Annotated in this window: 10 protein-coding genes and 1 pseudogene; 5 read left to right on the plus strand and 6 right to left on the minus strand. The window is 69.2% G+C overall.

Annotation, left to right across the window (positions count from 1 at the left end; all coding sequences use genetic code 11):
- Positions 1-14: 14 nt before the first annotated feature.
- The 3 genes from G446_RS0109505 to G446_RS21545 form a co-directional block, all read right to left on the minus strand.
- Positions 15-572 carry a hypothetical protein gene (locus G446_RS0109505; protein ID WP_026409966.1) on the minus strand — a complete coding sequence of 186 codons (558 nt, stop codon included), beginning with the start codon at positions 570-572 and terminating at the stop codon, positions 15-17.
- A gap of 538 nt (positions 573-1110) precedes the next feature.
- Entirely contained in the window at positions 1111-1749 is a 639-nt protein-coding gene (locus G446_RS18825) for a hypothetical protein (RefSeq protein ID WP_156916604.1), read from the minus strand.
- Between the two features lie 720 nt (positions 1750-2469).
- Positions 2470-2841, minus strand: coding sequence for a transposase family protein (locus G446_RS21545; RefSeq protein ID WP_425393882.1), 372 nt, complete (start codon positions 2839-2841; stop codon positions 2470-2472).
- A gap of 252 nt (positions 2842-3093) precedes the next feature.
- Here G446_RS21545 and G446_RS0109520 point away from each other — a divergent pair, with 252 nt between their 5' ends.
- A complete protein-coding gene (locus tag G446_RS0109520) occupies positions 3094-3393 on the plus strand; it encodes a DUF7668 domain-containing protein (protein ID WP_026409967.1) in 300 nt (99 codons plus the stop codon).
- Positions 3394-3631: 238 nt separating this feature from the next.
- Here G446_RS0109520 and G446_RS0109525 read toward each other — a convergent pair whose 3' ends face one another.
- Both G446_RS0109525 and G446_RS0109530 read right to left on the minus strand, forming a co-directional pair.
- On the minus strand, positions 3632-4108 hold the full coding sequence (locus G446_RS0109525; RefSeq protein WP_026409968.1) for an SUKH-4 family immunity protein: 477 nt from the start codon (positions 4106-4108) through the stop codon (positions 3632-3634).
- Positions 4109-4341: 233 nt separating this feature from the next.
- Entirely contained in the window at positions 4342-4815 is a 474-nt protein-coding gene (locus G446_RS0109530; protein ID WP_026409969.1) for an SUKH-4 family immunity protein, read from the minus strand.
- Positions 4816-5462: 647 nt separating this feature from the next.
- Between G446_RS0109530 and G446_RS0109535 the strand changes: the two genes are divergently transcribed.
- The gene (locus tag G446_RS0109535) at positions 5463-7205 is read left to right on the plus strand and encodes an ABC transporter ATP-binding protein (protein WP_026409970.1); all 1743 of its coding nucleotides are present in this window, start codon (positions 5463-5465) and stop codon (positions 7203-7205) included.
- Positions 7202-9226, plus strand: a complete 2025-nt coding sequence (locus G446_RS0109540) for an ABC transporter ATP-binding protein (protein WP_026409971.1) — start codon at positions 7202-7204, stop codon at positions 9224-9226. Before G446_RS0109535 ends, G446_RS0109540 begins: the two co-directional genes overlap by 4 nt.
- Positions 9227-9364: 138 nt before the next feature.
- Here G446_RS0109540 and G446_RS0109545 read toward each other — a convergent pair whose 3' ends face one another.
- Complete coding sequence (locus G446_RS0109545; protein ID WP_026409972.1) at positions 9365-11719, minus strand: 6-phosphofructokinase; 2355 nt, start codon at positions 11717-11719, stop codon at positions 9365-9367.
- 175 nt (positions 11720-11894) lie between these two features.
- On the opposite strand from G446_RS0109545, the gene G446_RS0109550 reads away from it, so the two are divergent.
- Positions 11895-12152 (plus strand): hypothetical protein, encoded by a 258-nt coding sequence (locus G446_RS0109550; protein WP_026409973.1) that lies wholly within the window; start codon positions 11895-11897, stop codon positions 12150-12152.
- A gap of 175 nt (positions 12153-12327) precedes the next feature.
- A pseudogene (locus G446_RS0109555) lies at positions 12328-12590 on the plus strand (IS1380 family transposase); the annotation flags it as partial.

Below are 12590 nucleotides of genomic sequence, written 5' to 3' on the forward strand. Positions count from 1 at the left end.
GACGGGCGTCCAGGTCATCCGGTGGAATGGTGAGTGGGACGTCGGGTTCCTCCAGGGGCGGGGCGGGCGTCCGCGCCCCCGTCGTCCAGGCCCGGCCGCGCGGCTTCGCGCTCCAGCGTCCGTCTGAGGTCCTTGAATATGATTGACGAGCGGTACTCGCCGGCGGCATAGGCGCGCACCAGCTGCTCCACTGTGGAGTGCTCGCTCACGTACCGGCAGACCATGGCGACCAGGCGCTTGAGGAGTGCGCGACGGGTATTGTCGGGGAGGGCGGTGTACCCGAGATCCTCCAGCATCCGCACGGTCACGTCCTCGTCGATGTCCCAGTCCGCAAGGTACATGTGCAGTTGAAATCCGCTCCCGGTCGGTGAGGACGGAGTCCCGGGATCTTCGGCGGCCAGTCCGCCCGATAACTCGAATGACACCCATTCGCGGCGGGGGATCTTGGCCAGATGAAGGCTCCATCGCACCTCGGGGCCGCTCCAGAACCACCGGAACCCTCTTCGCCGCATCCCGAATTCCTTGAGCTCCGGGGCAATGCAGTCGCGTACGTCGGCCTGGGTCATGGGCATGAGAACCTCCTGAAATTAGTGAGCCTTTCTCATCGGGAGCGGCGGTCCGCGGGCTCGGATCGTCATGATGGCGAGGCCGGGAGGGCGCGGAGTGGTGCTGGTGGGGCTCCTGTGGCGGTCTGGGGCGGAGTCGTGTCCAGATCTGTTGCAAAGGCGTCTCGCGGCGGGATCGGCGGCGGGTAGAAGCGCGGAATATCAACGATTCTCTCCGCGCGCTCCGGTGCGATTCGGGCCTTTGCAACAGATTTGGACAACCGGCGCCCGCCACAGGCCCCGGAAGGGCCGCCGCGAGTCGAGCGGAGGCCGCGGCGGGCGCCCCCGACGCCGAGACGTGCACTTCGCACTCGAAAGTGCAGTTCCAACCGCCACTCTCGAGTGCAAAATGCACCTCTCGAGAGCAGAATGCACATCTCGACGAGGAAGGGGCCGGTCGCGGTCCTCGCGGACCGCGGCGACCGCCCCGCCCGCACCACCACACGCCCGCCCGCGCCATCATGATCATCCTCACCCACGAGCCGCCGTTCCCGGCGAGAAAGGCTCAGTGTATCGCGTCGCAATCGGTGTGCGGAATGGTTCCGCCGTTCTCCGTCGCGAGGATCAGGTCCGCAAGGTAGTGTGTCGAGGGCGGCGCGGGTGGAGGATCGGGGCTGCCGGCCACCAGAGGCGTGAAGGAGTGCTCGTCCGCGGGGACGTCGTCGGGGAAGACGGGGACGACGAGTCGGCGCCGGAGCCATTTGACGAGGAATTCGGCGATGCCCATGGGGTGGACGGACCACTCGTCGTCGCGTCCCGCGCGGATCGCCACCAGGCGGGCGGACGGGTCCCGCCGGCCCGGGATCCAGAAGCACATGTCCCCGTTGTCGGTGCCCGCCCAGGCGACCAGGTCGCCGAAGTCCTCCACCTCCGGCGGCAGCCGCTCGCCGACCGTCCCCGCCAGCTCCTCGATGCCCTTCACCCACACCGGCCCCAGGCGGTGAGCGTCCAGGTTCTCATTCGGATGCTGCGGGGCGAGCAGGCACAGGAAGTCGTCGACGCAACCGGGGCCGTACAGGCCCATGAGTTCCAGATAGTCGTCGGGATACGCCGTGGCATCACCTCTTGCGGGGATCCGCCACCGTGGGCTCACCTCCCCCGGCGGAGGGAGAACACTCAAGAGCAGCCGCGTCCAGTCCTTCATCGTCGGCCTCCTCCCGGCAGTGTTCCAGTGGCCGTTCGAGATCGCTCCGCCGCCTTGACGGATCTTATCGGGGATCCGCGGGTGCGGAGGCGGGCGTTCTTCCGGGATCAGCGGCGGGATCCGACGGTTCTGCCGCGCGGCACCGGCGGCCTCGGCGCTGTCCCACGAGGGGTAGAGCCGTCGGCCTTGCAGATCCCGCGCTCGTCCTAACCGGAAGAGGAGACCGGATGGCGTTCGGGGCCTCGGAGCGCCTGCGCAGACTCATTTCAATGCGAAAAGACTTGCAGTCGCGTCCGAGCACCTTCCCACCCGGTCCGCGGGGGCGGTCGACTCAGAAGTTATCGAAGATCTTCCGACGTCCAGTCGGAGATGGCGACATCCCAACAGATCTCATCCCAGAAGGTATTGTCTCCGATGGCCGGCGGGTCGAGCGCGGCCAGTCGCCTCCGCAGATCCTCTGCGGCCGCTTCCAAGGGGTTCGGCTCAGCATCTGGATCTGGATCATCATATGGGAGCCCCCGGCGAACTCGAGAAAAAACGCCTCGAAGGTTATTCAGAGTGTGGTTTTGAATGCGTAGAGCATGAAGGTGGCGGTGAAGGTCCGCTCGAATGCGTCCGGGGTCGCCACGTCGTGCATGGAGCCGGGTAGGGGCGGAGGCCCGCACCAATCTTCCGTCGGGCAGGACCAGGATCTGGACGTTCATACTGGCCGTCCCGTGCTCACCACGACCATAATTCACGGCGCCTCCGCCAGCTCCAGCAGAGGAGGGGCTGCCGTCCAGCACGAAAGTTTCGGTTCTCGGGCACCTCCTCCGCTGTGAGCAGCATGTTCTTCAGAGCTCGGACGATCGTGTCGGTCAGGGCCCTGACGGCCCGCGAAACAGTGGGCTGAGACATACCCAGCTGTTCGCCGATCACCGTCTGCACTGCACCATGGCGCATGCGGATCAACGTCACCTGCAGGGCATTTCTCAGCCCCGGACTCGGCGGACGCCCCTTGACGCCCTCCTCGCGCAGACGGATGAGCGGGGCGGCGAGCCTCCCGGCGTGCGACCCCCGTGGTATAGTCCATGACGATGACCTGTTTCTTATGAGTTGTGGACTTTAGATTTCCACTGGCCATCATATCTCATAGGAGCGAGCTTGCTGTATCGCTCCCCAGAAAGAAATTCGCGCAGACGGCCGTCGATTGGCTTTCATTAACACTCGATCGCACGGATGAATGCTCCAAGAGTGTTTTAAAGTCGTTGAAAGCACGTCCATCAGAATCTCAAGGAACAGGGTGAGGCCATGACGGAACGCGGAGTCCTTCCAGGTGAACTCGTCGAACAATTGTATGAACTCATGGTCATCATCGTTGAGGGTCGGCATGACATCAATGAGATGTTTCTTCCGGGCGGGCATGTCAGGTGGAGGGATGCGGAGCGCGTGCTCCGCGAGTATCCAGCCACCTTCGTGCTGCCGCCGCAGAATTTTTTGGATCCAGTTGAGTGGATTGAACTGGCCGACGGAACGGGATTCTCGGTCGACTGCCCCTTGTGGTCATTGGAGGAGGGGCGTTCGGATCTGGAAGTGCAACTCTTTGCGATAATTGCGGGAGATGGTGCCTGGGATCTTGACGTCACGGATATACTGGTGCCATAATGGTACCGATTTTAATCAGTCTTTCTCACCAGAAAGATCCCCGGACTGGCCGGGATTGGCGTGATGACGCAGGAGGTCCTGGGACGGCATAGGGTGGGGCGACCCCCTGCGCCGAGGACGAGTTCACGGATCTGCTCATCCGATTGCGCGATGGGAGGGGCATCCGTCGATCGTATTCGCCGCCACCTCCGAGTGGCGCTTCTGAGCGTCCTGAGATGCGAGCACATGGACAGTTCGCCTACTGCCAGTCCCCGTTGGCGATGTCCCAACTCACCTCGTTCCACATGGTGTTACCTTCTGCGGCTCTCGGGTCGATGTCCTTGATCGTGCTCCTGAACTGCTGCGCGGCGGCACCCAGGGTGTCGTCATCCGGAGCAGTATCATGGGGCATGTAGGGAAGTCCTGCGGTGAAGGCGCGGAATGATGTGACATACTGGCCCAGTGTGCTGTTGGCGAAATAAGGCCTCCATCCCGGGGCGATAAGTTCAACAACGTGATGCGAGACCAGGTCTATGCCGACAAGAGAGTCGATCTTTGATTCGCAGAATAATAAATAGCGCCCCGAGGGGTCGATTCGAAGTCCGTCCAACGGAGAGAAGACCCCGTATTCGTCGATAAAAGGAACGCCGTCGACTTCTAGGACCTCGCATTCATCCGGGTTGAGAGACGCACGGAGCCGGTCCGGGATCTCAAAACATTTCACATACACGTTCATTCCGACGTTTCCTTCATCTACGCCCTTTGGGATGGAGGGGCGCCCAGCCGGGCCTTGGCGGAGTCGGCTCAGATGAGCGACGTGGGGTGGGGTTGCGCACCCGGGGGCGACCCGCATGAGTAAGGATACGCAGACGTGCGGCATCGCGGCCCCGCAGTGGCGGCAGGGCGGCCAGCATGAGTAAGGCGCTGAAGGCGGGGCGGCGCGCCCGGGGGCGCCCGGGCGGCGAGCCTTCAGCCTTCCGAGGACCACTCGCCATTGACCACGTCCCAGGAGATCTCGTTCCAGAAGGTGTTGTCTCCGATGGCGGGAGGGTCGATCCGCGCAATCCGACGGCGGAGCCCGTCGGCCTGGGCCAGTATGTTATCGGGGTACCCCTCCTCGTCGGCGTCATAGGGCAGCCCCTCGGCGAAGACGGTAATGGAATCGGCGTACAGGCTGAGCGAGGAGTTCGCGAAGCACGGCGGCGCCCAGGGCCAGATGGCCCCCACCTCCCCGGTCTCAACATTCAGCCCCAATTGCATCACTCTTGGACTTCCGCAGAGCAGCAGGAATTGTCCGACGATTTTCGGGTTGGAGATGGGCGAGAACGGCGCGGCGTCCTCCAGCACCGGCAGGCCGGATGAGACCAGCAACCGCAGATCGCCCCCGGCGATGCGTCCCTGGATTTCGGGAGGAATAGTGAATCTGTGCCTGGTCGGATGCATTGAAGGCGCTCCTGAAGATCGTTCCGAGGGGGCCCGGAAGTGCTTCTCGTGCGCGGCATGATGATGTCCCGTCGCCGCGGGGCGTCGCGGAAGGTACTGCCAGGGTCGCCCCGGACGGGCCTCACTGCGCTCGTGCATCGGCCGCTTCGAGATTCCAGTCCCCGTTCTCGGTCGGATGCGCTCGGAAGTGGCTCGTGCTCCGTCATGGTCCCACTCTATTCCCCGGGGTTCTGGTGGACCCGCTGTCGGTAACGCTCAAGGCGCCTTGTGATTGAGCAGCTGCGGCCCGGCCGACGGGAACGAATTCTATCATCGCACCGCCGTCGGCGCCGCCGACGCTCTCGGCGCGCAGGCCCCCGCCCGGTGCGGCCGGCGGCGCCCGCCCGGGCCGCCCCGGGCGGAGCAGGCGCGCCGTCCCTGGCGCCGGACGGACGGCCGTGCACGACGGCGAGGTGCCAGGCGGTGCGTCGTCGCCCCTGGCGCCGGACGGACGGTTGCACCCTGACACGGCGTCAGGGACTAGGCTTGCACATCATCCCCCGCGCAGCCGCGGTCGCGACCGACTCCCCGCCCCGCCGGGGCCAGGTCGGTCGCACCGGTCCGACGGCGGTCCCGCCATCGCCCCATCGACCTCTTCCGAAAGTCCCATGCTCGTCAGTCTTCTCCGCACCTACCTGCGACCCTACCGGGCCCTGCTGGCGGGGGTCCTCGTCCTGCAGGTCGCGCAGGTCATGGCCTCGCTCTACCTGCCCAACCTCAACGCCGACATCATCGACACCGGCGTCGCCCGGGGCGACACCGGCTACATCTGGCGCACCGGCGGCCTCATGCTCGGCGTGTCCGTGCTCCAGGGGGCCTGCACCGTCTGGGCGACCTGGCTGGCCGCCCGCTCGGCACTGGGCGCCGGACGCGACCTGCGCGCCCGCATCTTCCGCCGGGTCGGAGACTTCTCCGAGCGGGAGGTCTCGATCTTCGGGGCGGGCTCGCTCATCACCCGCACCACCAACGACGTCCAGCAGATCCAGATGCTCGTGCTCACCAGCTGCACCATGCTGGTGACCGCGCCGCTGCTGGCCATCGGCGGCGTCGTCATGGCCGTGACCCACGCCCCGGCCCTGTCCTGGCTCATCGCCCTGGCCGTCCCCGTGCTCCTGGTCGTGGTCGGGGCGACCGTGCGACGCATGGTGCCCCTGTTCCGCTCCTACCAGGAGCGGCTGGACTCCATCAACCGCATCATGCGCGAACAGCTGACCGGCATCCGCGTCGTGCGCGCCTTCGTGCGCGAGGAGGCCGAGACCGAGCGCTTCGACGCCGCCAACTGGGACATCTCGAGGGTGGGGGAGAAGGTCGGACAGCTCTTCATCTTCCTGTTCCCGGCCGCCATGCTGGTGCTGGACATCACCATGGTCGGCGTCATCTGGTTCGGCGGGCACAGGGTCGGCCAGACCGGGTCGGGCCACGTCGACGTCGGCACCCTCGTGGCCTTCATGACCTACCTCATGCAGATCCTCGTGGGCATCGTCATGGCCAGCTTCATGACCATGATGATCCCGCGCGCCGCCGTGTGCGCCGAGCGCATCAGCGAGGTCCTGGCCACCGACCCCTCCCTGGCCGTCGACGCCGACCCCGTCTCCGACTTCCCCCGACCGGGCGAGGTCGAGATGCGCCACGTGCGCATGACCTACCCCGGCGCCGAGGAGCCCGCCCTGGACGGGATCTCCTTCACCGCCCGCCCCGGCCAGACGGTCGCCGTCGTCGGCTCCACCGGCTCGGGCAAGACGACCCTGATCAACCTCATCCCGCGGCTCCTGGAGGTCTCCGGCGGCGCGGTGCTGGTCGGCGGGGTCGACGTGCGCCGCGCCGAGCCCGAGGCCCTGTGGTCCCAGCTGGGCCTGGTGCCCCAGAAGCCCTTCCTCTTCGCCGGCACCGTCGCCTCCAACCTGCGCCTGGGGCGCGAGGAGGCCACCGACGCCGAACTGTGGCAGGCCCTGGAGCTCGCCCAGGCGCGCGACTTCGTGACCGAGATGGACGGCGGGCTGGAGGCGCCCATCGCCCAGGGCGGCACGAACGTCTCCGGCGGGCAGCGCCAGCGCCTGGCCATCGCCCGCGCCCTCGTGCGCCGCCCCGCGGTGCTCGTCTTCGACGACTCCTTCTCCGCCCTGGACGTGGCCACCGACGCCCGCCTGCGCGCGGCCCTGTGGCCGGCGACGGAGGGGATCACCAAGATCGTCGTCGCCCAGCGCGTCTCGACGATCACCGGGGCGGACCTCATCCTCGTCCTGGACGAGGGCCGCCTCACGGCCGCCGGCACGCACGAGGAGCTGCTGGAGGCCAGCCGGACCTACCGCGAGATCGTCATCTCCCAGCTCGGAAGCGAGGCCTTCGTATGAGCGCCGCCGACCCCACCGCCACCGCCGCCGTCGACGGCGCCGACGAGGAGGAGCTCGCGCTGGCCGCGAGCGCCCGGGCCTCCTCAGGCGACTGGAGCGCCGGCCCGCCCCCGGGCCGGGCCAACGCCTTCTGGCCCTCCTTCACCCGGATGATCGCCCTCCTGGCCCCCTTCAAGATCCAGCTCGCGGTGGCCGGGGCGGCCTCCGTGGCCTCCGTCGTCCTGGCCGTGGCCGCCCCCAGGGTCCTGGGGCGCGCCACCAATATCGTCTTCGAGGGCGCCATCAGCTCCCTCCTGCCGGCGGGCATGACCAAGGAGCAGGCGATCGAGGCCGCGGCCGCCTCCGGTCACGGCGATATGGCGGACATGATCCGCGCCATGGACCTGGTGCCCGGGGCGGGCATCGACTTCACGGCCCTGGGGCGCGTCCTGCTCCTCGCCCTGGCGGTCTACGCGGCCTCGGCCTTCCTGGCCTGGCTCGAGGGGTTCGTCCTCAACCGCGTCATGATCCGGGCGATGTACCGGCTGCGCGCCGACGTCGAGGCCAAGATCCACCGTCTGCCCCTGTCCTACTTCGACCGCGTCCAGCGCGGCGAGCTCCTCAGCCGCCTCACCAACGACGTCGACAATGTCGCCAACACCCTCCAGCAGTCCCTGTCCACCGCGGTGACCTCCGTGCTGACCGTGGTGGGGGTGGTGGCCATGATGCTGTCGATCTCCTGGAGGCTGACCCTGGTGGCGCTCATCGTCCTGCCGCTCATGGGCGTCATGTTCGGCGTGATCGGGCCGCGCTCGCAGAGGGCCTTCACCGCGCAGTGGGCCAGGACCGGGCGGCTCAACGTGCGCGTCGAGGAGTCCTTCTCCGGTCACGCCCTGGTGCGCACCTACGGGCGCACGGCCGATTCGCGCGCGAGGTTCGACGCCGAGAACGAGGAGCTCTACCGGGCCGGGCTCAGGGCCCAGTTCCTGTCCGGCATCATGATGCCGATCATGCGGGTCGTCGGGAACCTGTCCTATGTGGCGATCGCGGTGGTCGGCGGACTCATGGTCGCCGGCGGCGGCCTGCGCCTGGGCGACGTGCAGGCCTTCATCCAGTACTCCCAGCAGTTCTCCCAGCCCCTGGCCCAGCTGGGCGGCATGGCCACCGCCGTCCAGTCGGGCACCGCCAGCGCCGAGCGCATCTTCGAGCTGCTCGACGCCGAGGAGGAGCGGCCCGACGACGCCCCCGTCGCCGAGCCGGCGTGCACCGGCGCCGGGACCGGGGTCATCGAGATGGACCACGTGCGCTTCTCCTACTCGCCCGACGCCGAACTCATCGGCGACCTGTCGCTGCGGGTCGAGCCCGGCCAGACCGTCGCCATCGTGGGCCCCACGGGGGCGGGCAAGACCACCCTGGTCAACCTCCTCATGCGCTTCTACGAGATCGACGGCGGGCGCATCGCCCTCGACGGGCGGGACACGGCCGCCATGAGCAGGCGCGAGGTGCGCGCGCGCACCGGCATGGTGCTGCAGGATCCGTGGCTGTTCGCCGGCACGATCCGCGAGAACATCCGCTACGGGCGCCCCGGGGCCTCCGACGCGGCCGTCGAGGCGGCCGCGCGCGCCTGCTGCGTCGACCACATCGTGCGGGCCCTGCCCGAGGGCTACGAGACGGTCCTGGACGAGGACGCCGCCAATATCTCGGCCGGCGAGCGCCAGCTGCTCACCATCGCCCGGGCCTTCATCGCCGACCCGGACGTGCTCATCCTCGACGAGGCCACCAGCTCGGTGGACACCCGCACCGAGCTGCTGGTGCAGCAGGCCATGGCGGCGCTGCGCTACGGGCGCACGAGCTTCGTCATCGCCCACCGCCTGTCCACCATCCGCGACGCCGACACGATCCTGGTCATGGAGCACGGCGACATCGTCGAGCAGGGCACCCACGCCGAGCTGCTGGAGCGCGGCGGCGCCTACGCCCGCCTCCACGCCGCCCAGTTCGCCCACGCCATGACCAGGGACGAGGACGCCGTCGACGACGAGTGAGGCCCGCCCGGCCGGCGGGGCGCGGGCGGGGCGGCGCGCCGCCGGACGAGGACGGCGCCGGCCTTGCGCGGGCGGTCGGGGACGGGCGCGGCGCCGGGCGGGCCGTGACTGACCCGCCCGGCGCCGCGCCCCGCCCACTCAGTCCGAGGCGGCCGCGGCGCTCACCGACGCGCCGAAGTCGGGGATGTTCTCCAGGGGGATGACGCCGGCGTTCTGGCTGACCAGGGCGATGGCCTCGCGCAGGCCCATCCACCACTGGTGCAGGGGGCGGCGCGAGTTCAGATCCAGCTCGTCGTTCATGTGCTCCAGGCGGTGGTGGGTGATCCTCCCGCCCGTGAGCCCCACGTAGCTGGAGTGGTGGGTGCCCGCCTCCAGCTGGTCGGCCAGCAGGCCCAGGGCGTGGGCCACGAGCTTGGTGGCCATGATGCGGTCGAAGGCCGACGGGTCGCCGCCCTGCTGAAGGTGGCCGATGGCCGCGTGGCGCACGTCGTACAGGCCGCGGCCCTCCTGGGCGAAGATCTTGGCGAGCACGTCCAGGGTGTAGTTCTCGCTCGCCCTCTCGTTGCGGATCACCAGGTAGAGCTGGCGGCCCGAGCGGAAGGACTCCACCATGCGCGCCGAGTCGCGGGCGAGCTGGGCCAGGGTGAGGCCGTCCTCGTGGAGGTAGACGCGCTCGGCCCCGGTGGCGATGCCGCTCATGAGCGCCAGGTAGCCGCACTTGCGGCCCATGGACTCGGCCACGAAGCAGCGGTGCGAGGCCGCCGCCGACTGCTTGATCGAGTCCAGCGCGCCCACGGCGTTGTTCAGGGCCGTGTCCGCCCCGATGCTCAGCTCGCTGCCGGGCAGGTTGTTGTCGATCGAGGCGGGCACGCAGATGATCGGGATCTTGAAGGCGGGGTAGCGGGGCCGCTCGGAGACCAGCTCGTAGGCGGACAGGTAGGCGTTGTACCCGCCGATGATGAGCAGGGCGTCGATCTCGTGGGACTCGATGGCGCGCCCCAGCGCGTAGAGCTGCTCGATGGTGGGGACCTCGCGCCGCGTGCCGAGCTGGGCGCCGCCGTCGCCGACCCAGCCCTCGACGTCGTCCCAGCTCAGCTCGCGCACATTCCCATCCAGGAGTCCCGGGAAGCCCCCGTAGACCCCCAGCATGGTGAAGCCGTGGTCCAGGCCCAGGCGCACCGCGGCCCGCGCCGCCGTGTTCATGCCCGGCGCCAGGCCGCCCGCGTGGACGATGGCGACCCGCTTGGAGCCGGCGCCCGCCTGACCGCGCGAGGCGACGACCTCGGGGTCGAGCTCGGGGGGAGTGGACATGGTCTCGAAGATCCGCAGCATCTCCTCGAAGCTCGCGCCGCGGGCGGCCACCGCCCCCTCGTAGTCCCCGCCGGCCACGAGGTCCTTGACCGCGCGCGTGGCGCGGATCTGCTCCATCATGGGCAGGCGGCTGATCCGGTTGTGGCGCTCGGCGATGATGACCGGCTCCGTCTGCGGGGTGGCGACGATCATCTCGCGGGCGGCGGCGCAGCCCAGCAGGGTCGACATCCACCGGTCGTAGGCGCTGGGCTTGCCACCGCGCTGGACGTGGCCCAGGATCGTCACGCGGGCGTCCTCGCCCAGCCGCTCGGCCAGGACGCGCTTGACGTCGTCGGCGGAGATGCGGTTGCCGGACCGGTCGGTGGCGCCCTCGGCGACGACGACCATGGACTCGCGGCGCCCGGCCTCCCGGCCCTTGGCGAGCTTGCGGCACATGTCCTCCTCCCAGCCGCCGGCGGGCGGGAGCTCGGGCACCAGCACGTAGTCGCAGCCGCCGGCCACCGCCGCCATGAGGGCCAGGTAGCCGCAGTGGCGGCCCATGACCTCGACGATGAAGGTGCGCTGGTGGGAGGCCGCGGTGGAGGAGATGTCGTCGATCGCCTCCAGGATGCGGTGCAGGGCGGAGTCGGTGCCGATGGTCATGTCCGCGCCGACCAGGTCGTTGTCGATGCTGCCGACGAGGCCGGTCACCATGAGCGCGGGGTGGGCCGCGGCCGTCTCGGGGGAGATCTCGCCGCGCTCGGCCAGCTCGGCGACCAGGCCGGGCCAGTTGGTGCGGAACGCGTCGGTGCCGGTCAGGGACCCGTCGCCGCCGATGACGACGAGGCGGTCGATGCCGTGCTCCAGGAGGTTGCGGGCGGCGGCCAGCTGGCCCTCGCGCTCGCGGAATTCGGCGGAGCGGGCGGTGCCGATGAGGGTCCCGCCGCGGTGGAGGATCGATCCGACCGAGTCCCACTGGAGCGGGTGGATGCTGTCACCCCCGGCGACGGCGCCGGCCCAGCCCTCCATGACGGCGTAGGGCTGGGCGCCCATGCGCAGGGCGGCGCGCACGACGGCGCGCACGGCCGCGTTCATGCCCTGGGCGTCGCCGCCGGAGGTCAGAACGCCGATGCGCACCGGTTCCGGCGGCGCGGGCGCGGGGGAGGTGTCGGCGGCTTCGGTGGGGGGCGTGTCGGCTGGCATCTGTGGATCCTTCCGGGCGGGCGAGACATCCTGTGATGAGTACCATTGTGGCCCGTTCCCGGCTCCCGCGCTTGCATCGGAGGTCCCGGGGCGGGGCGTGCCGCGCTGCCCGTGCGATGGCACGGGGCGATGACGCTGGACGTCAGTGTTATCAACCGGAAGTGAGGTTCTCGCGATGAGGGGCATGACCGGGGACCTGGTCGGGCTGGTGCCGCCCCCGGAGGAGCCCGATCCGACGGTGGAGCCACTGAGGGGCGTGCTCGGCGCCGGCGCCGGGGCGTTCGATCCGGTGGCGCCCCTGGCGGACTCGCTCCGCGCCGCGGCGTCGGCGGCGGTGTGGGGGTCGACCGATAATGGCGGTCTGTGCTCGTGGGCGGTGCCGGTCGACGGCGAGGCACTCGTTACCTCACCGGCGATCAGTGCATCCGGGTGATGGATGCGTGGCCCGCGCCCTGGAAGACCATCCAGGAGGAGCGGGAGAAGCGGACCGGGGTCGAGTGAGTTCGTGAACACGAGCGGATTCGACGCGTTAACCTCGGTTTTTCGTCGTGGGGTGCCGGGGGGTGGGGGTGAGGGTGCTCCTCGTCCTGGGATAATGCGGGTTGTCGATGTCCGTGCATGTCCAGGGGAGGGGCACCCTCGTGGTGAATGGTACCGGGTTGTACCCGCAGGCGGGTGTGGAGGCGGGGGAGGGGCCGGCGGGGGGGCCGGCCGGGGCGAGGCTGCTGACCGGGGCGATTCGGGCCGTGGGCCTGGACACCGCGCTGTCGGGGGCCCTGGCGCCCTGGCGCAAGCCCCTGGCGGTGCACGACCCGGGCAAGATCATCGTGGACCTGGCGCTGTGCGCGGCCCTGGGGGGCCGGTGCCTGTC

Origin of the sequence: Actinomyces dentalis DSM 19115 (assembly GCF_000429225.1) — a bacterium.
GTDB classification, from domain to species: Bacteria; Actinomycetota; Actinomycetes; order Actinomycetales; family Actinomycetaceae; genus Actinomyces; species Actinomyces dentalis.

What these genes read in the sequence shown, in the direction of transcription:
- G446_RS0109530 (WP_026409969.1), bottom strand. Translation starts at nt 4,815, where the DNA reads ATGCATCCGACCAGGCACAGATTCACTATTCCTCCCGAAATCCAGGGA.
- G446_RS0109540 (WP_026409971.1), top strand. Translation starts at nt 7,202, where the DNA reads ATGAGCGCCGCCGACCCCACCGCCACCGCCGCCGTCGACGGCGCCGAC.
- G446_RS0109545 (WP_026409972.1), bottom strand. Translation starts at nt 11,719, where the DNA reads ATGCCAGCCGACACGCCCCCCACCGAAGCCGCCGACACCTCCCCCGCG.
- G446_RS0109550 (WP_026409973.1), top strand. Translation starts at nt 11,895, where the DNA reads ATGAGGGGCATGACCGGGGACCTGGTCGGGCTGGTGCCGCCCCCGGAG.
- G446_RS0109505 (WP_026409966.1), bottom strand. Translation starts at nt 572, where the DNA reads ATGCCCATGACCCAGGCCGACGTACGCGACTGCATTGCCCCGGAGCTC.
- G446_RS0109520 (WP_026409967.1), top strand. Translation starts at nt 3,094, where the DNA reads ATGGTCATCATCGTTGAGGGTCGGCATGACATCAATGAGATGTTTCTT.
- G446_RS0109535 (WP_026409970.1), top strand. Translation starts at nt 5,463, where the DNA reads ATGCTCGTCAGTCTTCTCCGCACCTACCTGCGACCCTACCGGGCCCTG.
- G446_RS18825 (WP_156916604.1), bottom strand. Translation starts at nt 1,749, where the DNA reads ATGAAGGACTGGACGCGGCTGCTCTTGAGTGTTCTCCCTCCGCCGGGG.
- G446_RS0109525 (WP_026409968.1), bottom strand. Translation starts at nt 4,108, where the DNA reads ATGAACGTGTATGTGAAATGTTTTGAGATCCCGGACCGGCTCCGTGCG.